Below are 21169 nucleotides of genomic sequence, written 5' to 3'. Positions count from 1 at the left end.
TTCGAACCTACGAATGACGGAGTCAAAGTCCGTTGCCTTACCGCTTGGCTATAGCCCAACGTGCCCAAAATTCACATTATTAATATGTGAGATAAGAAACAGGAAATGGAGTTAATGCTCATCTCCCATTTCTGATGACCCCTACGGGATTCGAACCCGTGTTACCGCCGTGAAAGGGCGGTGTCTTAACCGCTTGACCAAGGGGCCAAATATATGAATTAATCTGGCGGAGAAGGAGGGATTTGAACCCTCGCGCCGCTTACGCGACCTACACCCTTAGCAGGGGCGCCTCTTCAGCCACTTGAGTACTTCCCCAATATGGCTCCGCAGGCAGGATTCGAACCTGCGACCGATCGGTTAACAGCCGATAGCTCTACCACTGAGCTACTGCGGAATAATATTAGCTTTACCAAATTTACTTCATTTAATAAGGCATTGCCTTATCGACTCTTTAAATTATAATGACGTAGTTAATTAAAGTCAATAACATTTTAAGAAGAAATAATTGGAACTATTATTTCTTATCTTAGTACAACTTCTTTTATTTTTTTCAATCTACCGCGACACTTTCCACAAACATATTTACTTGTATCTATAATTCTTTTTCTCTGATATGTGAGGCGGCAATTCGTACACTGATAGAATAAAATCTTTTTAGCCGGGCGCTTAGTTTTTTTCGCTTCTTCCGGGAGCTGATTACAAAAGCGTGGTGCACCAACCTTTTTTAATAAAAGCTTAAAATCCGTATCACGCTGCTGGTGTCCTTTTCCTTCAAGATGGAGATGGTAGTGGCAGAGTTCGTGTTTAATGATCCCGATTAATTCTTCCTTACCAAGCTGTTCTAAATACTTCTTATTGATTTCAATATTATGTGTACCAAGAAGATATCGTCCGCCGGTAGTTCTTAATCTGGAGTTAAACGTTGCTTTATGCTTAAACGGCTGGCCAAAGATTTCAGAAGATATGTTTTCCACTAGTGCTTGAAGTTCTAAATCGTTCAACTTTGCGCTTCCCTCACTTCTTTATGAACGTGACAACCTATTATAGCATATATTGTTTATACACTTAATGAAAATCCACTCTACAGGAGGTTTCATTATGCCGACTTGGTTTCAAAACCAAATGAAACGTGCTTTCTACGAGAAGAATCGCTACCAAATCAAGCTGCTAAACCAATGCTGGTTTTTCTACAGAAAAAAACACTGCTCATAATAAGCAGTGTTTTCTATTCCTTATGACGGCTGGAGCATTGTTAGGGCTACACGGCCTTTTTTCATATCGACAGAATCAACCCAGACCGTTACGACATCGCCTACAGATACGATGTCCAATGGGTGTTTGACAAAGCGGTTGCTTAATTTCGAGATATGAACAAGCCCATCCTGCTTAACTCCGATATCAACAAACGCACCAAAATCAACCACATTTCGAACTGTTCCCTGAAGTTCCATCCCTGGTTTTAGGTCTTCCAGCTTTAACACATCTTTTTTCAACAACGGACGAGGTAAATCATCACGCGGATCTCTTTCTGGTCTCATTAAAGCATCTACTATATCCTTTAATGTTAATTCTCCAATGGCTAATTCTTCAGAGACGGTCTTTAAATCCAGTTCGCTTAAAGCATTTTTAAGTTCTTCCGTCCCTAGGTCAGCTGCTGTAAATCCAAGGTTCGTTAATAGTTTCTTGACCTCATCGTAGGTTTCCGGGTGTATGCCTGTTCGGTCAAGCGGCTGTTTCCCGTCTAATACACGAAGAAAGCCAATCGCCTGCTCATAGGTTTTAGCTCCAAGCCGCGGAACCTTTTTCAATTGCACCCGGCTTGTAAACTTTCCTTCCTCTTCCCTCATTTTCACAATATTATTTGCAGCTGTCTTTGTAAGTCCGGCGACATATTGCAGCAGTGAAGCAGAAGCTGTATTCACATTGACGCCAACTTGGTTTACTGCGGTTTCAACGACAAAGTTCAGAGATTCAGATAAACGTTTTTGCGATACATCATGCTGATACTGGCCGACCCCTACCGATTTCGGATCAATTTTTACTAATTCAGCAAGCGGATCCTGTAGACGGCGGGCTATTGATACCGCGCTTCTTTCCTCAACATGGAGATTCGGAAACTCTTCCCGTGCAAGGTCTGATGCAGAATACACACTTGCACCAGCTTCATTGACGATTAAATAAAAAATCTCTTCATCGATTTCTTTTAAAATATCGGTGACAAATTGTTCAGTTTCCCTCGAAGCCGTTCCGTTCCCGATTGCAACCATTTCTATCTTGTAGTCATGCAATATGTTGATGATTTTTTCACGTGCAGCCTTTGTCTTTGAAACAGGCGGATGCGGGTAGATGACATCAATTTTAAGAACCTTCCCTGTTTCGTCAACGACAGCAAGCTTACAGCCTGTCCGATAAGCAGGATCTACACCTAGAACCATTTTCCCTTTTAACGGCGGCTGTAATAGTAAGTTCTTAAGATTTGCTGAGAAAATATGTATTGCTTGTTCTTCCGCTTTTTCAGTCAGTTCGTTGCGAATCTCCCGTTCAATTGAAGGCTGGATCAAACGTTTGTAGCCGTCCTCAATGGCTTCTTTTACAAGCTGAGCCGCAGGGACATGCTCTTTTTTAACCCACTTTTTAGCTAAATAAGAGAGGATTATATCCATGTTCATTTTAATGGATACTCTTAGGATATCCTCTTTTTCGCCGCGATTTAAGGCTAGAATCCGGTGCGGAACAATTTTGTTTACCGGTTCTTCGTACTCATAGTACATTTCGTAAACATTTTTTTCGTCCTTTTCCGCATCCTTCACAACGGAGACGACAGCACCTGTTTTAAAGGTTTCACGCCGGATCCACTTGCGGCCTTCCGCATCATCGGAAACCATTTCGGCGATAATGTCTTTCGCTCCTGCAATGGCATCTTCCACTGTCAGAACTTCCTTTTCCTCTGATAAAAATTCCCTCGCTTTATCCTCTGGATTTTCGTTCGAGAATGTCAGCAGCCACTCTGCCAACGGCTCTAAGCCTTTTTCTTTAGCGACGGTCGCCTTTGTCCGACGTTTTTGTTTATATGGACGGTATAAATCTTCTACCTCTTGCAGTTTCTCAGCTTTTACAATGGATTTCTTGAGATCTTCCGTTAATTTCCCCTGTTCGGTAATGATTCGCAGCACTTCCTCTTTCCGCTGCTCGAGATTTTGAATATATTGCCACCGCTCTAAGATGCTGCGGATTTGTACCTCGTCAAGGGCGCCAGTCATTTCCTTGCGGTAACGCGCAATAAATGGAACCGTATTGCCCTCATTTGTTAATGAAATGACACTTTTCACTTGTTTTGGGGATATTCCTTGTTCGGCAGCAATTCGGCCGATATGCTGATCGTCTTTCACTACTGTTTCAGTCACTCGTGTATCCTCCATTCCTTTTTCCATATTGTATCAAAATAGCAGGTGTGTTTCATTCCACAACCTTGTGCCCAAAATAAAAAGCAAGCCATGACAGCTTGCTTCGCAGATGAGGGCAGATAATATGTACAAAAAAACGCCCTTTATATATTAAAAGAGCGTGCTTTTTTACTAGAATTCGATGAGACCTAGGCTCACTTGCAAGGCTTCATCCACTTTCTCCATCATTTCGTCATCGAGATGGGTGATTTTATCGGTTAACCGCTGTTTATCGATTGTACGAATTTGCTCTAACAGGATGACCGAATCTCGTTCAAATCCGTAGCGCTTGGCATCAATTTCAACATGAGTAGGTAGCTTCGCTTTTTGAATTTGAGCTGTAATCGCTGCAATAATCACTGTGGGACTAAACCGATTCCCGATGTCGTTTTGGATGACAAGTACAGGACGGACGCCGCCTTGTTCAGAACCAACAACTGGGGATAGGTCCGCGAAATATACGTCACCACGCTTGACAATCAAAGGTTTAACCTCCGCTTACAAGACGTTCAACAGTATGCTCTGCCTCATATTCTGCTTGAAATGCTTCTGATGCGATTCTAAGATTGATTTTAGCCATTTCCATGTATCCACGTCTCATGGATTCGCGAATTTGTCTCTGTTTGCGTTCGCGTAAATACATTTTTGTTGCTTGGTAGATAAATTCACTACGGTTTACATTTTCCTGTTTAACGAAACCATCAAGTTCAGTTAAAAGATGTTGCGGTAACTTTACCAAGATCTCCGTAGTTGCGCTGGGTTCAGACACAAACATACACCTCCACCATCACTACACACCATTTTTTAGATAATCAGAATTATATCTATAAACACATAAAACTGTCCATGCCACAAGAACCACTCTTTAAAAGAGCCGTCTTAGGCATGTTATCATTTATCTATACCATAATTTATAATAACACTATTCTGCCTCGATGCATAGACTAAATATAATTCCTACTGTATTATAAGCCAATTAGACATGCTTTTATGCACCAATTTACACACGATATCATAATTATGCCGGTTTTTTTTATTTAGAACCCATCAATTACCAATCAAATTATTTTTCACTTCGACAATTTCCCCATGCTGCTTATACACACGTGGAACCCGGCCGGTAATGATACATGGCACTTCATAATTAATGGTTTCCAGCTTTGCGGCTATTTCATTGACGGAAATCATTTGATTCCCCTGCCCTCCAATTAACGTAACCTCTGTTCCGACTGGAAAATATTCCGGAAGCCGAATCATGCACTGGTCCATACAGACTCTGCCGACAATGGGTGCTCGGAAACCCTCAACTAAAACTTCTTGTCCTGAAAGCTTTCGAATCCAGCCATCGGCATAACCGATTGGCAGGGTACCGATCCACTCTTCGCCCTCACTCTCATACGTTGCCCCGTAACTCACCTTATCTCCCTTGTGCAGCTTCTTCACATTGACAAGCCGTGTCTTCAATGAAAAAGCTTCCTGCAGCTGAAATGGAATTTCATTCTCCATTTCAAGCGAAGGTGTTAACCCGTACATCGCGATCCCGAGGCGGACGGTATTAAAGTAAGCCTCTTTAAAGCGAATCGCCGCAGCACTATTACTGGAATGAATATATTTAGGACGTACCGATAATGCAGCAAGCATTTTTTCAAAAAAAGCTAATTGCTGCCGGAAATAGGTTGTATCAAGTTCATCAGCCGTTGCAAAGTGGGTAAAGATCCCTTCAAACACAAACCTTTCATCTTCCGAAATGATGTGCTCGATAGCAGTTAATTCCTCACTGCTTCGCACTCCAATCCGTCCCATGCCTGAATCGACTTTGATATGGAGCAGCAGACGAGCTTCGTCAGATAAGTGCTGTCCCGCTTTCTCCAGCCATTCCTTTTGAAAAACAGTCAAGGTAATGTGCTTTCTAGCTGCTATTTCTGCATCTTCAGGGCGGGATGCACCTAATACAAGAATAGGGGCGGTAATTCCTTTGTTTCTTAAAGCAATCCCTTCATCCAAGAAAGCAACGGCCAAGTATACTGCTCCTGCCTCAAGTGCTGTCTTTGCCACCTGGACATCACCGTGGCCATAAGCATTTGCTTTCACCACCGCAATGATATTTATGTCTTTAGGGAGATGTTTTTTCACTACGGCAACATTTCCTGAAATACAATCTAAATTCACTTCAACCCAAGTGTCTCGGTAGAAATTCCCTTGCGCTCCCATGGTTTCACTTCCTGCGTCTATGTTAAATACCATTTTTCATTTTACCATAAAAATAACGCACTCTAACAACAACAGCCACAAAAAACAGACCCCATTATATGGAGTCTGCTTGTTAAAAGGATTATTTAACCTCTTCAGCCTGAACAGATTTGGCAACTTCTATCATTTCGTCTTTCGATAAGTCTTTGGAGGCGATAATATAATCTACCCCATCATGCGACCAGGTAATGGAATGGCTGGACACAGCACCAATGGTAAAGCCTAAATCAACAAGGTTGCCTTCCACAAATGTTGTAGATGCTTCCTTCGCTTTTACCTTTTCCTGAACAAGTGTATAAGACTTTTTGCCATCATAAGTAAGAACAACACGTTTACCATTCTCAAGGGAGATTTCTTTCTCGTCAATTAGCTTTGTCCCTTTTAAGTCTAGTGTTGGATACTTAACGGTTAAGACTTCATCCCCGCCGCCTGCCATCGCTGGTAAGTTAAGCTGGGCACGTGTCATATTCTTCTTCATTTCGAAATCGTCTTTATCAAAGCTTGCTTTAAACTTCACCTTTTTAAATTCAACTGTCACCAGTGCGTTGCGGTCTGGGTCCATGACCTTTACGCTAACCGGAGACAAATCTTTTTTCTTTAGCTTAATTTCCTGGGTTGGCAGCATACTATTATTTTGATAGCGGGTTTGCGTCTCGAATACATAATGTTCTTTTGTCTCGGTGAACTTAGCTTCCTTGTCGGCGACAATATCTTTAATCAATGATTCATACAGATAGGCCTGGCTGCTGTTTTGCGGCCAATCGCTTTGGAATTTAAAGCTCTTATTCAACGCTGGTGTTAATACGAATACACCTTGATTATTTCGTAAAATCATTTGGCTTTGGTCTTTTTCGGCATTTTTCAAATTCACACGATAAAAGGATGGATCCTTATGCCAGATTTCAACGTTATACACTTGAGAATCCGAGCCCATTTTTAGTGTCATTTTTGCGTCTACTTTATAGCTCGTTAAATCCTTTTGTTTACCCTCTAACTCCTTTACTACATCTTGTTGTGACTTAGAGCCACAGGCAGCGAGAATTAAGATGGCCATCAGCCCTGTCATGAGCAGCATTAACTTTTTCCTCATTCCTTCAACCCCTTCTTGTCTCATTCGTATGGTTTTGAGAAGAGAAAGGCAGGGATCAGGCTTCAAATTAACCATAGCTGACCTTGTCTCTCCTATTCCATACGAATATATGAGACAACCATGAGGAATATGCTAGCAGAGTTGAATAAGCCCTTTTTATAAATCTATAGCTCCTCGATAATCACCTGAGCGACGCAATAGTCGCGGCTGTGTGAAATCGAAACGTGAGCGTGTTCGTACGGTCCTGAAACAAACGGTTTACCAAACTCATCTGTGTCAATTTCAATATCTAAAAAAGACAGCTCTTTCCCTATGCCGGTACCGACCGCTTTAGCATAGGCTTCCTTTGCAGCAAATCTTCCAGCTAAAAACTCTGTCCTGCGTACCGAAGTTAATTTTTCGAACCTTCTTTTTTCATTCTCCGTCAGGACCCGGTCAACAAACTTCTGCTGCCTGCCCATTAACTCCTGAACTCTTGAAAGTTCTATAATATCAATTCCAATCCCTTTAATCATGTACAACATCCTTCTATATTAATTTTTATAAGCATAATAGTGTAAAAGACTATAATTCCGTTTATGATGGTTATAAAGGGGGTTTTTCCCATGTTTACCAGAACTGAAAGCTTCCGTGAATTTATTCGCTTGTATCCGGTTGTTTCTGTCATTGTTGCCATTCATATTGCCCTATATCTATTAACCATTTTACCGATTTTCCCTAACTATTGGTTCTTTGAACATTTCTCCGGTGTGAATTTCTATATTATAGAGGGGGAAGTTTGGCGGCTGATTACCCCGATTTTCATGCATAGCGGTTTTTCCCATATGCTGTTTAATAGTTTTTCCCTCGTTCTATTTGGTCCGGCATTAGAACGGCTGCTTGGCGGCGGAAAATTTTTACTCATTTATCTCATTTCCGGTATTATCGCCAATGTTGCGACTCTTATTCTTGAGCCCCTCACTTACACACATGTAGGTTCAAGCGGAGCAATATTTGGATTGTTCGGTTATTATATTGCCATGATTGTGTTTCAAAAGAATAGACTTTCAAAGGAAAACTCGCAAATTATTATTACTCTTTGTGTTGTCAGTCTCATTATGACCTTTATCCAGCCAAATATAAATATTACAGCTCATTTATTTGGCCTTATAGGCGGATTCCTGCTTGGATACGTTATAAAAAAATAAGGGAGACTCCGAACCCATCAGCCGGAGATCTCCCTTTGCTTTTCTCTGGAATACCATTCATAAACTTGATGAATATCGCTTCTTTCCAAGTCGACCACTGTTGCCCATGCATCACCGGTGCCTGATTTCACAAATGCCTCCAAAGTCCCAAGGCTTTGCCTTCGTTGAAATAAGCTTTCCCGCATTTTCAGGCTCTGAACTCTGTTTTTTTGTATGAAAACCGTTGTTCTGTTAATCCTCCGGAAACGCAGGGTCAGCTGCTTTGGCCCCAAGCTCCAGCCGGCATCTTTATATTTTAAAATAGCCCAAATTGTAGCAATAGCAAAAATGATAAGCGACAGCAGGCCCCATGCCTTTAAAAAAATGATTGCAGCTAATACAATTGGAACCGTAAGATACCATGCCCGTAAAATATAGCGGCGCATCGATCTTTTTGGTGCGGAAAAAAGAAGCGGCTCCATTTGATAGTCTGGTAATGCCTCTTTTAACAATGGGACTATGTGCTTAACCTTTACGACGGGAAGCAGCATGACCTTAGCGCCTTCTTCATTTTCCGCGGAGCCGCCCGCACTAACGATATAAACTGTGCCGTAACCAAGAAGCTGCCGGACGATGTTTTCATGAATACGAATTGCCTGAATCCGCCTTAAAGGAATCGTAATTTGCCTTCTCTCCAGCAGGCCTTGCGAAATAATGAAATCCTTTTCTGTTTTGACAACACTAAAGTTGGCATATTTCATCATCGTAATGATCAACGAAATGACCCAAGCGAGGAAAAGACCGAAAAACACGATGACTGCAAGAGTAATGATGTTGTGAACCGCCCATTTTTCAAAGTCCCCAAAAATCTTTTTATAGGGAATAATATCATCAAGCTGAGAAAATAATGCAACGACGGCTGAAATGACGACCCCGACTCCCCCCGATGTTAAGGAGAGAATTAGTAATTCCGAGGTAGAAATAGTAAAAACCTTATTGCCCGCCCGTACATTCTCCACTTCACGGCTTCCGTCATTTTTTGCGGCTGCGACATATCCCTGAATCATTCCAGCCTCCTCTTTCGTAATAGCCGACAGAACCGCTTCCGCTTCATCACCAGAGCCGGCCGTCTCAACCTGAACCTTCACAAGCCCGAATATTCGCTGCAATAACCCCTCCGTGAGGTTGATGCTTTGAATCCGCTCAAACGGAATATACCTTTTTTGACGGACAAAGATTCCATATTCGATCCTAAGCTCGTCCTCCTCAAACCTGTATGTAAATCGGAGCCATGATAAGATTCCCGTCAGCAAGGTAATTAAAATGACCACTAGAGAAATAGCCAATGTAATGAGTAACGAAAATATTCCTTCTCGACCACCGGAAAAATTAATCGCAAGCATAGGTATTAATAAGTTTCGGATTCTTTTGCCAGTGGTCACAACACTTGCAATCGGATGAAGCCGCTGTGGTTTAGACATCTTCTTCCGCCACCCTTGCTAATCTGGAAATAGAGAAACGTAATTCCTCCGCTTCATCCTCCTCTAATGCAGGAATCTCATGGGCGGTTGCTGCCGTGTGTACCACCACAGAGGCAAGCTTAAATTTCCGTAAAATAGGGCCCTGATTCGTATCTACATGTTGAACACGAATCATCGGGACTAATGTTCTCGTTTTAATAAAAATCCCTTCTTCAAGCTCAATCTCCTCTTCACGCACCTCGTACCGCCAGCTCCGCCATTTCAATGATGGGAAGATAAAAATATGTAAGCAGGGGAAGATCACTCCAAGCACAATTAAAACAATAGAAACCCAAAATGGAACATCGAAAAAAGGTAATATAAATAATGCCGTAGCGGTAATTGACCAGCCAATGACTGATTTGATGACACCAGAGATTCTCCAGACTGTCAGCGCTTTGTTTGAAATCCGTTTTTGAGGTTTTAAAACCACCCGAAATCCACTCCTCCATAGCATTCCATCAATTCCAGTATACAGACAAATAATTCAGATACGCTACCACTGTAAATTTTTTATAAAAATTTGGCAGCTTGGGAAATCTAACAAAAAGTTCGTGGAGTGAAGCAATTTGTCTATTTTTTCGGTATTCAAAAGACTACAGCAGGATCAACAAGAAAAAAAACAAAAAAGGCAAGTTTTCTTAGGGGAAAATTTTGATGTTCGGATGGAATGGTTTAAAGAGACCTTCCATCAAAGTATTGATATCACCTTTCATGAATTAACAGCCAATGAAACACGCTGTGGAATCGTATTTGTACAAAGCATGGTAGATCAACAATTATTTGATGATCAAGTATTAAAATATATTGTTTCACCGGATTTTGCATCGTCGCGTCATGAATTAATTCATAAAGTACTTGATTTACAATCCGTAAGTACCATGTGCACTAGTATTCTAACCGACATGCAAGAGGCCGCGGAAAATATTCTGGACGGAAAAGTCATTGTTTTTTTCGAAGGCGACAACCGAATGATTGCATTTCCTCTAACAAGCTTCGAAAAGAGAACTGGAAGTGAAACCAGTAATGAAAATGTCATTAGGGGACCAAGAGAAGCTTTTTTAGAGGATATTCATACGAATGTTACGATGGTACGCAGAAGAATAAAATCTCCGCATCTAAAAATGGAACAACTTTTAATTGGAAAATATACAAAAACAAAAGTAATTATTAGTTATTTGGAGGGAATTTGCAGGGATGATTTAATTGCTGAAGTAAAACAAAGAATAACCCGGATTAAAATTGATGGTGTTTTAGCGAGCAGCTATATTGAGGAATGTATCGATGATAGGCCGCTATCCCCCTTTCCCCAATCCCAAAAGACGGAGCGCCCAGATGTGGCAGCTGCAGCCCTGCTGGAAGGTAGAGTGGTCATTTTTGTAGATGGAGACCCCATCCCACTTATTGCGCCCGTTAATTTTTACATGTTTCTTCAAGCGGCTGAAGATTATTATCAACGATATTTTCTTACTAGCTTTATCCGAATGCTTCGCTACGGCTGGTTAATCGTTACACTAACGTTTCCATCCTTTTATATCGCGATTACCACGTTTCATCCAGAAATGATTCCTACCAGCTTATTATTGAGTGTTGCTGCATCACGTGAAAATGTTCCTTTTCCGAGTATCGTGGAAGCATTTCTGATGGAAATTGCCTTTGAAGGATTACGAGAAGCAGGCATTCGAACTCCTAAAGCAGTGGGACAGGCCATTGGCATCCTTGGGGCAATTATCATTGGACAGGCTGCAGTACAAGCCGGGATTGTTTCAGCGATTATGGTCATCATTGTCTCCATAACCGGGATAGCCTCCTTTGTCATACCAGGTTATGATTTAGGATTTACTGTCAGATTACTTCGTTTTCCACTTATGATTTTAGCCGGCACATTTGGCATATTCGGTTTAATGATAGGAACAATTCTAATTTATATCCATGTTGTTAGCCTTCGTTCCTTTGGCATGCCATATCTTTCTCCTACAGCACCGCTTAGAACGAGCGACTTAAAGGACACCTTTATCCGTGTCCCATGGTGGCTGATGAAGGCTCGTCCTTCATTCACTGGTTCAAATGATGATATGAGGTCAAATATCCAGAAATCAATAATAGAGGATGATGAGGATTAATGAAACGGCTAAAGTGGGTTATCGTGTTATGGCCTTTATTATTAACAGGCTGCTGGTCACAATTGGAGCTCAATGAACGTGCTTTTGTTTCTGGTATATATATTGACAAAGCAGCTAATGGCCATATGGAGGTATCTCTTTCATTTTCTCTTCCCAATCGACTTGTACCTGGTGATCTTGGTGGTGCAGGGACATCCGGAAAACCGTATTCAATTCAATCCGCAACAGGAAAGTCGTTTACGGAAGCCTATAAGAAAATACAAGCAACTCTAACCAGAAGTATTAGCTGGGGGCATACAAGAATTATTGTGATCAGCGAAGAAATGGCCAAGGAGGGTATCGAGGCAGTATTAGAATTTGTTATTCGAGAACCAAGTTTGAATATTAACCAGACTATACTAATTGCACCCGGAAAAGCAAAAGATATTGAAAATTTAACACCAGTATTCGAACGGTTTCCAAGCTCTATTCCAATATCATTTACACAAAGAAAAGTGACAGTAGATACGACACCAAAAGACTTCCTTGAAGCACTGAACGGCGATATGATTGTCGGTCTGTTATCAAAGACCAAAATGAAAATGCTTAGTGAAGGCGGCAAAGAGGGGCTTTTTGTCAAACCAGGGGAAATGGCCTTGTTTCATCATTATAAAATGGTCGGAAAACTAGACACAACGGTCGGCCGGGCAGCATTCTGGCTCCGAAACCTAATTAAAGGTTCAGAAATAACGATAAAATCTCCTACAGATCAAAAATTGATTAGTTTATTGGTCATGGAGGCACATACCAAAATTCGCCCTTCTAAAAACGAGCCGTTCACCTTTAATGTGGCAATCAAATCAAAGGCGAATATTTCTGAATCTCATTCCAACCTAGATTTATCTAGTATAGAAAAGATTAAAAAACTAGAGCGAGCGGCAGAAAAACAAATTCGCAAAAGAATTGAAGCCGCTTTAAAGACTACTAAAGAAGTGAAATCAGATGCTTTTCAATTCGCTGAATACTTATCATGGTATAAACCAAAAATATGGAAAACAGTGAAAGAAGACTGGCCGGAAGTTTATCAAGATAAAGTAAAGATAAATGTGAATGTTGAATTACAAATCCAGCGACTTGGTGCTGAAAATAACCCATATTGGAAAAAGGAAAGAGACCTATGATTTTGATTATTCTTGGCTTTCTCTTTTTATTTGGCTACGAGTGGACATACTTAAAAAATAAGAATCGAAAAAAAAGAACCTATTGGATTGTCTTTTGTATTATGGGTGCTTCCTTTTTTTATTGTATTTCTACCGCATATTTCAAACATGTACCTAGTCCGATTGATTTAATTCAATTTCTATTCGGACCGATCCAACAGAAAATTATAGGTTAGGTGGATTCCTTTGCAGACTGAAAAGATTTCCCAAAATCAACTGATCCTTTTTATCATTCTTTTTTCTTTCTCCACCCAGGTTGGGTTTGGGGCTAGTCAACTAATCTACCTATCCCAATATGATTCGATCATTGCTCTTTGTATAAGCGGTTTAGCTGGGATTATTCTTGCCTTTTTTTTCATTAAACTTGCAAACCGAAGACCTAATGAGTTTTATGTTAACTACGGCAAAGAGATTTTCCCCAGCTGGATTCATATCCCTTTTATGGTGATATTCTTTGTTTCCTTTCTGCAAATAAGCGCCCTTATTTTAAGAGAATATGAAGATTTCATCGTGCAAACCTATCTGCCAAGAACTCCAAATTGGGCTGTTGGCTTCATGTTCGGATTGGTAATTGCCGTTACAGCGCGATTAGGATTTGAAAATTTATTTCGAATTGCCCAAGGTTTATTTTATCTCTGCATTTTGGCAAATATCGGAAATCTAATTTTAATTGGAAGAGAATTACAATGGAATCGATTGATGGCCTTTATTACTAACCATAGCGGTCACGGAATTTTTGTAGGCAGCTATTCAATTATTCCTTTTTTTGGGGAAGCGATAATTTTACTTTTTATATTTCCATACTTAAGCCAAAAGCATAAGACCTTGAAATCTATTATCTTGGGGACTATTTTCTCCGTCCTATTTATTGGTGTAAATATTGTTTGGCTTATATTACTTTTTGGCCCAAATTTAACGAGCCATCTTACGTATCCTATGTTAGAGATGATTCGCTATGTTCGAATCGCAGATTTCATCCAAAACCTGGATCATTTATTAATTTCCATCTGGGCGACAACAGTTTTTATCAAAATAACCGTTTTTTTTACGACAGCTGTTCAAATCCTTACCCATCTTTTACGCTTAAAAGATTACCGCCCCTTGACTTTTTCGTTGGCCGCCGTTATGGTTGCATTATCTGTAAGCATGGCAAGCGGATCTGCGGAGGTTACTAGCTTTTATAACCAATCATGGGCCACCTTTTCATATTTTCTCCAAGGGATTCCTATACTATATTTACTAATAGACACAGTCAAACAATCCAAAAAGAGTAAATCAAAAAAAATTGAAAACAAATGAACAAAGAGCATGGACGATTTGTCCATGCTCTTATTGATTAATGATTATAGCTTCTTGATTTGGATGGTTTTCCGCTATTTCTTTTTTCACCGCTTCTAGGTTTATATGATGACTTTTTACGACGGTCGCCATTAAAGCCCCGTGAATCGTCACGTCTGCGGCGATCGCGATCAAATGGCTTTTTCTCTCTCTTTTGCGGCAGTGGTGATTCTTCTGTAAGTTTTACCGGGGTCGTGTCCGGCTCTTTCGTTAACATCTTCAACACAGCTGCAACAACAGTGGAGGCATCATTAGTCTCCAGCAATTCCTCAGCCGCTGCTTTATAATACTGAAGATTATTATTATCAATGGTTTGTAAAATCTTATCGACAACAGCACGCTGCTGACCTTCTAATGCTTCATCAAGGGTCGGCGGCGTCATCCGTTCCATTTTACGTTTTGTTGTTTTCTCCACAATTGAAAGATAGGATTTTTCCCTTGGTGTAACAAATGTCATTGCCACCCCTGTTTTACCAGCACGCCCAGTACGGCCAATACGATGTACATAGCTTTCCGGGTCTTGTGGAATATCGAAATTATATACATGGGTAACACCGGAAATATCCAGCCCACGTGCTGCTACGTCTGTTGCGACAAGAACATCAATGGAACCTTCTTTAAATTTGCGAAGGACAGAAAGACGTTTTGCCTGGCTTAAATCGCCGTGAATTCCTTCAGCAGTATATCCCCTTAAATTCAATGCTTCGGACAATTCATCGACACGGCGTTTTGTCCGTCCAAAAACAATCGCCAATTCAGGTGACTGAATATCAAGAAGACGGGTTAACACATCAAACTTATTTTTTTCCTGTACTTCCAGATAGTACTGTTCAATGGAAGGGACGGTCATTTCCTTCGCCTTCACGCGGACAATTTTGGGGTCTTTCATGAACTTCTCTGCAATTCGCTGAATCGGACCAGGCATTGTAGCAGAGAATAGCAGCGTTTGACGTGCTTCTGGAATTTCCGCAAGAATGGTTTCAATATCCTCAATAAATCCCATATTGAGCATTTCATCTGCTTCATCAAGAATAACTGTGTGAACATGGTCAAGACGAATCGTCTTTCTGTTAATATGATCAAGCAGGCGTCCCGGGGTACCGACAATAATGTGTGGGGCTTTTTTTAACGAGCGAATCTGGCGGCCAATATCCTGACCTCCATAAATTGGCAGTACACGAACTCTTTTTCCGGCACCAATCTTATATAGTTCTTCTGATACTTGAATTGCAAGCTCTCTTGTTGGGGCAATAATAATTCCTTGGATTGCTTCCTCTTCTTTATCCACCTTTTCAACTAATGGAATTCCAAAGGCTGCTGTTTTACCTGTACCTGTTTGTGCTTGACCGATCACATCATTATTCGCAAGGCTTAACGGAATCGTTTCTGCCTGAATTGGGGTAGCTTCCTCAAAGCCCATCCGTAGGACGGCTTTTAACGTCGCCTGGCCTATACCTAAATCTTCAAACTTCGTCAATGTTTTCATTCTCCTTCATCTATTTGAAAATATTTTATATATCTAGTGCTGCATTTATACCTAGGATACGCATCCATTTGCATTTACGTAACATCTTTATTTTACCAAAAAAAAGACATTCTCCAAAGGAGTATGCCCTTTTTTCAACAATCTCTAGACACATTGAAAATAATAATATCATTTTCAACCGTATTTTGCAATATTAGCCGCAGGTGCCGCGCTTGTCCGAAAAATATTTTCACGTTTGCTGATTGAAACAATTTATCTGAGATTTCGCACCGGATATCTGCAGCTTTTCATGCGATATATGCTGTTTTTCAAAAATAACAGCAGCTTTCTTAATCCTTCTGTAAAGCCTTGACAACTCCCTCTAATTTCATACCACGGGAAGCTTTTACCAAAACAAGACTATTATCATTTACATGACGCTCTAATTCCTGAATCAACTCTTCCTTATCCAAGAAAGCAAATATCCGGTTCTCACCTAAAGCTTCTCTAGCCCCATTTGCGATGTGGGCGCCTAATTGGCCATAAGTGAACAGCAAATCAATTTGCTCAGGATTTAAACCTGCACCAATCTTTACATGATATTGCTCTTCCTCCGGTCCAAGCTCCAGCATGTCACCGAGAACAAGGATTTTCTGCTCATAGCCCTGAAGATTCGCTACTAGCTCGATTGCCGCCATCATAGATGTAGGGCTGGCATTATAAGCATCATTAATAATCTTTTCGCCGTGCTTTCCTTCAACAAGCTCCATGCGCATGTTGGTAAGCTTAATTGCCTGCAGTCCTTCTATCATTTTTTCGAAGGAAATGGAAAAATAACGAGCTATCAGCATAGCAGCGAGTGCATTAAGAATATTATGTGTTCCTAAAACCGGAAGTTCGAATACCTCACTGGAAGCATTGACCGTAAAGCGGTTCCCCTGTCCAAGCTGTGTTATTTCGATTGGGTAAAGATCATTAGAATCACTTCTGCCAAATGTCTGTAATTCGATATTGCCCTTATATTGGTTGATCCGTTCCATTAACAGCGGTTCGTCTCCATGGAGGACAGCGAGACCTCCAGGTTTAAGCCCTTGCAAAATCTCCAGCTTGGCTTCGGCAATCGCTTCTCTTGAGCCGAGGTCGAGCAAATGAGATTCGCCGATATTGGTAATCACAACAGCATCCGGACAAGCAAGCTTTGTTAGAAAGGCAATTTCCCCACGGCCGCTCATCCCCATTTCAAGAACGGCTACTTCCGTGTCTTCACTTAAGTTTAATACCGTTAATGGCATCCCGATATGGTTATTGAAATTTCCTTCTGTTTTTTGCACTTTGTATTTTAACGACAACAAGCTTGCGGTCATGTCCTTTGTCGTCGTTTTTCCATTACTGCCAGTTATTCCGACGACCTTGACATTTAATTCTCGGCGGTATTTCCGCGCTAACTCCTGCAGCGCGGTAAGGCAGTCATCAACAATGATGATTGGCAGGTTTTTCGGGGGATTCGGGACGTCTTCCTGCCATAATGCAGCTGAAGCACCTTTGCCAATCGCCTCTACGACATATTGATGACCATCAACATGCTCTCCTTTAAAAGGAACAAATAAATTGCCGTTTTCAATTTTTCTTGAATCAATGGTTACGCCTGAAATCAGCGTGTCAGAAAACGGTGTGATATCGTTTTTTGCTGAAACCATTTCAGCAATCTGCTTTAAAGTGCGTTTAATCAATGTGTTTTACCTCCCTTTCCTGTTATAACAGAAATGGACACGGCACTATAGCCGTGTCGATTGTTTTAAAACGTATACTTAATTTGCTGCTTCTCATCATGCCGTTCTTTTGCCAGCTCAACGAGGCGTTCAATTAATTGCGGATACTCAACACCGGTATGCTTCCACAATAACGGGAACATGCTAAATGGTGTAAAGCCAGGCATTGTGTTTACTTCATTAATTAATAACTTGCCTTCTTTTGTTAAAAAGAAATCTGCACGAACGAGACCAGAGCAATCCAATGCTTTAAACGCTTGAACGGCCATTTCCTTTAATTCCCGATATTCAGCTTCGGTAATATCAGCAGGAATAATCAGCGCTGTATTTCCATCTTCATATTTTGCTTTATAATCGTAGAAGTCCTTTTTCGGAACAATTTCGCCTGCTACTGAACATTCCGGTTCATCATTTCCGAGCACACCGACTTCAATTTCACGGGCTATAACGCCTTCTTCAATAATTACTTTGCGGTCAAATTGGAATGCTTCTTCAAATGCAGCTTCTAATTCTTCACGATTACGGCATTTGCTAATCCCCACACTGGACCCAAGATTAGCCGGTTTAACAAAGCAAGGATAGCCAAGCTCAGCTTCTACTTTTTCGTAAGCGGCTTCTCTTGCCTTATCCCATTCCCTCTTAATAAAGGCCACATAGTTAACCTGAGCAAGACCTGCTTGGGCAAAAATATTTTTCATTAACACTTTATCCATTCCTGCCGCAGAAGCTAATACCCCATTTCCAACATATGGAAGGTTCAACAATTCTAATAATCCTTGAACCGTTCCATCCTCACCATTTGGTCCATGAAGCAGCGGAAAAACAACATCAAGAGATGCCTGTTCCTGGTCAGCCGCTTGGAATATTGCCGGCGCTAGCGCTGCTGGTGTTAAGGAATCCTCTGGGGAAAACTCCAACGCTTTCACGTTGTCAACCGGTCCTGTCAGCTCCGGACCTTTAATCCAACGGCCTTCTGTATTTATGTAAATCGGATGAATTTCAAATTTTTCTAGATCTAATGCTTTAATGACAGCTAATGCCGTCTGTAACGATACGCTATGCTCGGCGGATTTTCCACCGTACAACAAGCCTAATTTTGTTTTCATGGGTTACCCTCCATTTTCTAACTCACGTTTTATTTTATCACTTTATCGCATCAGAAAGTATTCTTAGGCACATGATTTTCTTGGGAAAAACGAACCATCTTTACCTGTATTTATTTTATGAAATAACCAGCTTGCTTCAAAACGCTCTATCTAAAATTTATCACACAAGTTAAAACCAGCCCCAAAAGATGGGCTGGTTTTAACAGATATTACATAACGTTCAACTTCCACTCTTTTGTCTTTTTATCAAAAATAATTTTTGCATGATATTGCTCTTGCGAAGCCTGTAAATATTCCTCATACATGTCATCCATATTGGCAAAATCACCAATCACCCAAATAGGAACTTCTATACGAGTGCGCTGATGATCAGCATCTCTTAAGGAAATGCAGATTCCCTCTTTGATGAACGGTGTTAAGGATAACAGGATTTCTTTATTTACCGGAGGATACGTACGTTTTTTGCGAATCCCAAGAAGGGTTTTTTCCGGTTTTAGTTCCCCAAGCTTATGGGAGATCACAACGCTAAACAATTGAAAAAAGTCCTTAAAGCTACGATAATAAATTTTATTGAACCAGCCGTCATCATGAGCTAAATAAACAAACCGATTGCCAAGTTTATTATAAAATGGCAATTTCAAATGATGTTTATGGTGACCTAAGTATAATAGTTCCGCCATTTCCTGGCCAGTCAGCTCATTTAGCACCTCTTCTTCCAAAAAATCAATCCAGCAGAAATTCCCGTAGCCATACACATCATCTGCTGCCAGCTTGTTAATTCTGTCAACCGGACAGTATTCGAGTAATGTGTGCATGTTAAAATCGGCATCATCATAGCGGTGCGCTAACAGCAAAAGATTATTTAGGGAACCAGAAAAGGTTGAAACAAACTCATCAAATTCGATACCATGGGAAATGACATACTGGTCTGTCTGATTTAAATGTACATAAATAAGATCCCGTATGTCCTGATGATGCTTCTTCAAGGTAAAACTCCTCCGTTCATCGAGAAATGCGCCGAACAAATCTCAAGTCAAAAATTATATTTGAAGGAAGTTTCCAAAAAACTTCCACTTACTTAGTTCATACTTACTCATTTTAACAAAAAATAGGTCAAATAGCTTATTTCATTTTTTTTACAAAAAATAAGCTATTATAACATGGTTGTAATTTAGGAAACGGACGGGAATTTACGCAGGATCTACACATACTAATTTTAACTATTATTTGTTTCTCCACATAATTTATTTTTGAATTTGCGTGACACAGAGGGAAGAGGTGAATGAAATGATTAAAGATATGACGCAGGACGAAATTAGTTTATATATTATTAAAACATTAAAGGAAAACAAAAAGGCTGAATTTGAAATCATTGTCGATGAGCTTCAGCCATATGACTTAGCGAAAATATATCAAGATTTGCCCTTCAAGCATAAAGCTCGATTTCTCTTGTTTTTAAATCCCGATATTCTTGCCGACTTGATGGAGGAGCTCGATAAAGAAGAACAGCTTGACCTTTTGAATATGCTCGGGGTTGAGAAGTCCAGTAATGTTCTGAATTTAATGGATAACGATGACTTGGCATCACTCCTGGATGAACTTTCCCCGGAGAAGAAGGACTCATTGCTTTCCGAAATGAATAAAATGGAGTCTAATGCTGTTCAGGATATTATGAAATATCCTCCGGAAACCGCGGGAAGAATTATGACGAACCGTTTCGTCTGGATTCGTAATTACTACACAGTTAGAGAAGCGGTCGATAAGCTGAAATCCTTCGCTGAGTTCGCTGAGTCGCTTAACTACTTATATGTAATTGATGGCGCCCGCAGGCTTGTTGGCGTTGTTTCCTACCGGGACTTGCTTTTAGCGGACCCTGGGGAGAAAATCGATGACATCATGTATGAACGAGTCATTTATGTTACGGTGACCACCGACCAGGAAGTTGTTGCCAAAACCGTTGAACGCTATGACTTTATTTCCGTTCCAGTCGTGGATGAAGCCCATATTCTAGTCGGGATAATAACGGTCGATGACGTCATCGATGTTGTGATCAAAGAAGCCAATGAGGATATTGAGAAATTATCGGCATCAGGTAAATCGATTGATTTTGAGACAAAGACTCTTGTGGCCGCAGCAAGACGGCTCCCATGGCTGATTTTGTTATTATTTATTGGACTTATTTCAGGAAGAATTATTAGCGGTTTTGAAGAAACACTTCAGAAGGTGGTAGCCCTTGCTTTTTTCATGCCGATGATTGCCGGAATGACCGGAAATACCGGAACGCAGTCACTTGCTGTTGTTGTCCGCGGTCTGATTTCCCATGATATTGATAAAAAAGTGGTTTTTCGTTTAGTTATGCGTGAATTCGGAGTCGGTGTTTCCATTGGGGTCACCTGTGCAGTATTAATTTCTGTCATTGCTTATATTTGGCAGGGGAATTTCATTTTAGGGATGGTTGTCGGCTGTTCGCTATTTTTCACCCTGATTATCGGAACACTTGCCGGGACAGTCATTCCACTCATTCTTTACAAATTAAAAATCGACCCTGCGGTAGCGTCAGGCCCGTTAATCACAACCTTAAATGATATTTTTTCCTTGCTTACCTATTTCGGCATCGCGACAATGTTTATCCAATATCTTATGTAGCAAGGCTTTCGTTTACAGCCTTGCTGTTTTTTTGAAAAGGTGAAACCTTTCTTT

19 protein-coding genes and 4 tRNA genes (1 of these 23 cut by a window edge) are annotated in these 21169 nt (G+C 40.7%); 6 read left to right on the top strand and 17 right to left on the bottom strand.

Annotated features, from left to right (window positions below; genetic code table 11):
* From A6749_RS14085 to A6749_RS14065, 5 genes are all read right to left on the bottom strand, one after another.
* Nucleotides 1-58 (bottom strand) — tRNA-Gln (locus tag A6749_RS14085) (it extends 17 nt beyond the left edge of the window).
* Nucleotides 59-135: 77 nt separating this feature from the next.
* A tRNA-Glu gene (locus A6749_RS14080) sits at nt 136-207 on the bottom strand.
* A gap of 17 nt (nt 208-224) precedes the next feature.
* Nucleotides 225-315, bottom strand: a tRNA-Ser gene (locus A6749_RS14075).
* A 4-nt stretch (nt 316-319) separates the two neighbouring features.
* Nucleotides 320-394, bottom strand: a tRNA-Asn gene (locus A6749_RS14070).
* 127 nt (nt 395-521) lie between these two features.
* Entirely contained in the window at nt 522-1001 is a 480-nt protein-coding gene (locus tag A6749_RS14065) for a SprT family protein (RefSeq protein ID WP_066390560.1), read from the bottom strand.
* 97 nt (nt 1002-1098) lie between these two features.
* Between A6749_RS14065 and cmpA the strand changes: the two genes are divergently transcribed.
* On the top strand, nt 1099-1212 hold the full coding sequence (cmpA, locus tag A6749_RS28130; protein ID WP_127484595.1) for a cortex morphogenetic protein CmpA: 114 nt from the start codon (nt 1099-1101) through the stop codon (nt 1210-1212).
* Nucleotides 1213-1232: 20 nt separating this feature from the next.
* Here cmpA and A6749_RS14060 read toward each other — a convergent pair whose 3' ends face one another.
* From A6749_RS14060 to acpS, 6 genes are all read right to left on the bottom strand, one after another.
* Entirely contained in the window at nt 1233-3419 is a 2187-nt protein-coding gene (locus tag A6749_RS14060; protein ID WP_407937509.1) for a Tex family protein, read from the bottom strand.
* A gap of 156 nt (nt 3420-3575) precedes the next feature.
* Entirely contained in the window at nt 3576-3926 is a 351-nt protein-coding gene (gene ndoA / locus A6749_RS14055) for a type II toxin-antitoxin system endoribonuclease NdoA (protein WP_041967053.1), read from the bottom strand.
* A gap of 4 nt (nt 3927-3930) precedes the next feature.
* Nucleotides 3931-4212: a CopG family ribbon-helix-helix protein gene (locus tag A6749_RS14050; protein WP_066400964.1), complete on the bottom strand. Its 282-nt coding sequence runs from the start codon at nt 4210-4212 to the stop codon at nt 3931-3933.
* A 278-nt stretch (nt 4213-4490) separates the two neighbouring features.
* A complete protein-coding gene (alr, locus tag A6749_RS14045; protein ID WP_066390544.1) occupies nt 4491-5654 on the bottom strand; it encodes an alanine racemase in 1164 nt (387 codons plus the stop codon).
* Between the two features lie 121 nt (nt 5655-5775).
* Nucleotides 5776-6783, bottom strand: coding sequence for an outer membrane lipoprotein-sorting protein (locus A6749_RS14040; protein ID WP_066390541.1), 1008 nt, complete (start codon nt 6781-6783; stop codon nt 5776-5778).
* Between the two features lie 164 nt (nt 6784-6947).
* Nucleotides 6948-7298 carry a holo-ACP synthase gene (acpS, locus tag A6749_RS14035; protein WP_066390536.1) on the bottom strand — a complete coding sequence of 117 codons (351 nt, stop codon included), beginning with the start codon at nt 7296-7298 and terminating at the stop codon, nt 6948-6950.
* A 90-nt stretch (nt 7299-7388) separates the two neighbouring features.
* Between acpS and A6749_RS14030 the strand changes: the two genes are divergently transcribed.
* Nucleotides 7389-7970, top strand: a complete 582-nt coding sequence (locus A6749_RS14030; protein WP_066390531.1) for a rhomboid family intramembrane serine protease — start codon at nt 7389-7391, stop codon at nt 7968-7970.
* A gap of 17 nt (nt 7971-7987) precedes the next feature.
* Here A6749_RS14030 and A6749_RS14025 read toward each other — a convergent pair whose 3' ends face one another.
* A complete protein-coding gene (locus A6749_RS14025) occupies nt 7988-9430 on the bottom strand; it encodes a PH domain-containing protein (protein WP_066390524.1) in 1443 nt (480 codons plus the stop codon).
* Nucleotides 9423-9902 (bottom strand): PH domain-containing protein, encoded by a 480-nt coding sequence (locus A6749_RS14020; RefSeq protein WP_066390511.1) that lies wholly within the window; start codon nt 9900-9902, stop codon nt 9423-9425. Before A6749_RS14020 ends, A6749_RS14025 begins: the two co-directional genes overlap by 8 nt.
* A gap of 136 nt (nt 9903-10038) precedes the next feature.
* Between A6749_RS14020 and A6749_RS14015 the strand changes: the two genes are divergently transcribed.
* The 3 genes from A6749_RS14015 to A6749_RS14000 all read left to right on the top strand — a co-directional run bounded on the left by A6749_RS14015 (nt 10039) and on the right by A6749_RS14000 (nt 14090).
* Nucleotides 10039-11592 (top strand): spore germination protein, encoded by a 1554-nt coding sequence (locus A6749_RS14015; protein WP_066390510.1) that lies wholly within the window; start codon nt 10039-10041, stop codon nt 11590-11592.
* Entirely contained in the window at nt 11592-12752 is a 1161-nt protein-coding gene (locus A6749_RS14010; RefSeq protein WP_066390509.1) for a Ger(x)C family spore germination protein, read from the top strand. The genes A6749_RS14015 and A6749_RS14010 overlap by 1 nt, the downstream gene beginning before the upstream one ends.
* A gap of 225 nt (nt 12753-12977) precedes the next feature.
* Entirely contained in the window at nt 12978-14090 is a 1113-nt protein-coding gene (locus A6749_RS14000; protein ID WP_066390504.1) for a GerAB/ArcD/ProY family transporter, read from the top strand.
* A 37-nt stretch (nt 14091-14127) separates the two neighbouring features.
* Here the strand turns inward: A6749_RS14000 and A6749_RS13995 are convergent, their stop codons facing one another.
* The 4 genes from A6749_RS13995 to A6749_RS13980 form a co-directional block, all read right to left on the bottom strand.
* Nucleotides 14128-15549 (bottom strand): DEAD/DEAH box helicase, encoded by a 1422-nt coding sequence (locus A6749_RS13995; RefSeq protein WP_407937530.1) that lies wholly within the window; start codon nt 15547-15549, stop codon nt 14128-14130.
* A gap of 395 nt (nt 15550-15944) precedes the next feature.
* Nucleotides 15945-17324, bottom strand: a complete 1380-nt coding sequence (locus A6749_RS13990; RefSeq protein WP_066390492.1) for a UDP-N-acetylmuramoyl-tripeptide--D-alanyl-D-alanine ligase — start codon at nt 17322-17324, stop codon at nt 15945-15947.
* 65 nt (nt 17325-17389) lie between these two features.
* Nucleotides 17390-18469, bottom strand: a complete 1080-nt coding sequence (locus A6749_RS13985; protein WP_066390479.1) for a D-alanine--D-alanine ligase — start codon at nt 18467-18469, stop codon at nt 17390-17392.
* A 209-nt stretch (nt 18470-18678) separates the two neighbouring features.
* Entirely contained in the window at nt 18679-19455 is a 777-nt protein-coding gene (locus tag A6749_RS13980; protein ID WP_066390478.1) for a hypothetical protein, read from the bottom strand.
* A 301-nt stretch (nt 19456-19756) separates the two neighbouring features.
* Here A6749_RS13980 and mgtE point away from each other — a divergent pair, with 301 nt between their 5' ends.
* Nucleotides 19757-21115 carry a magnesium transporter gene (gene mgtE, locus A6749_RS13975; protein ID WP_066390475.1) on the top strand — a complete coding sequence of 453 codons (1359 nt, stop codon included), beginning with the start codon at nt 19757-19759 and terminating at the stop codon, nt 21113-21115.
* The last annotated feature ends 54 nt before the right edge of the window (nt 21116-21169 follow it).

This window comes from Neobacillus mesonae, assembly GCF_001636315.1.
GTDB classification, from domain to species: domain Bacteria; phylum Bacillota; class Bacilli; order Bacillales; family Cytobacillaceae; genus Neobacillus; species Neobacillus mesonae.
This window is presented reverse-complemented; position numbering and strand designations above follow the sequence as displayed.

Excerpts from the sequence above, each read along its gene's own strand:
- alr (WP_066390544.1), bottom strand. The coding sequence starts at position 5,654 with ATGGGAGCGCAAGGGAATTTCTACCGAGACACTTGGGTTGAAGTGAAT.
- A6749_RS14010 (WP_066390509.1), top strand. The coding sequence starts at position 11,592 with ATGAAACGGCTAAAGTGGGTTATCGTGTTATGGCCTTTATTATTAACA.
- A6749_RS14060 (WP_407937509.1), bottom strand. The coding sequence starts at position 3,419 with ATGGAGGATACACGAGTGACTGAAACAGTAGTGAAAGACGATCAGCAT.
- A6749_RS14030 (WP_066390531.1), top strand. The coding sequence starts at position 7,389 with ATGTTTACCAGAACTGAAAGCTTCCGTGAATTTATTCGCTTGTATCCG.
- A6749_RS13995 (WP_407937530.1), bottom strand. The coding sequence starts at position 15,549 with ATGGGCTTTGAGGAAGCTACCCCAATTCAGGCAGAAACGATTCCGTTA.
- acpS (WP_066390536.1), bottom strand. The coding sequence starts at position 7,298 with ATGATTAAAGGGATTGGAATTGATATTATAGAACTTTCAAGAGTTCAG.
- mgtE (WP_066390475.1), top strand. The coding sequence starts at position 19,757 with ATGATTAAAGATATGACGCAGGACGAAATTAGTTTATATATTATTAAA.
- cmpA (WP_127484595.1), top strand. The coding sequence starts at position 1,099 with ATGCCGACTTGGTTTCAAAACCAAATGAAACGTGCTTTCTACGAGAAG.
- A6749_RS14040 (WP_066390541.1), bottom strand. The coding sequence starts at position 6,783 with ATGAGGAAAAAGTTAATGCTGCTCATGACAGGGCTGATGGCCATCTTA.
- A6749_RS14025 (WP_066390524.1), bottom strand. The coding sequence starts at position 9,430 with ATGTCTAAACCACAGCGGCTTCATCCGATTGCAAGTGTTGTGACCACT.
- A6749_RS13985 (WP_066390479.1), bottom strand. The coding sequence starts at position 18,469 with ATGAAAACAAAATTAGGCTTGTTGTACGGTGGAAAATCCGCCGAGCAT.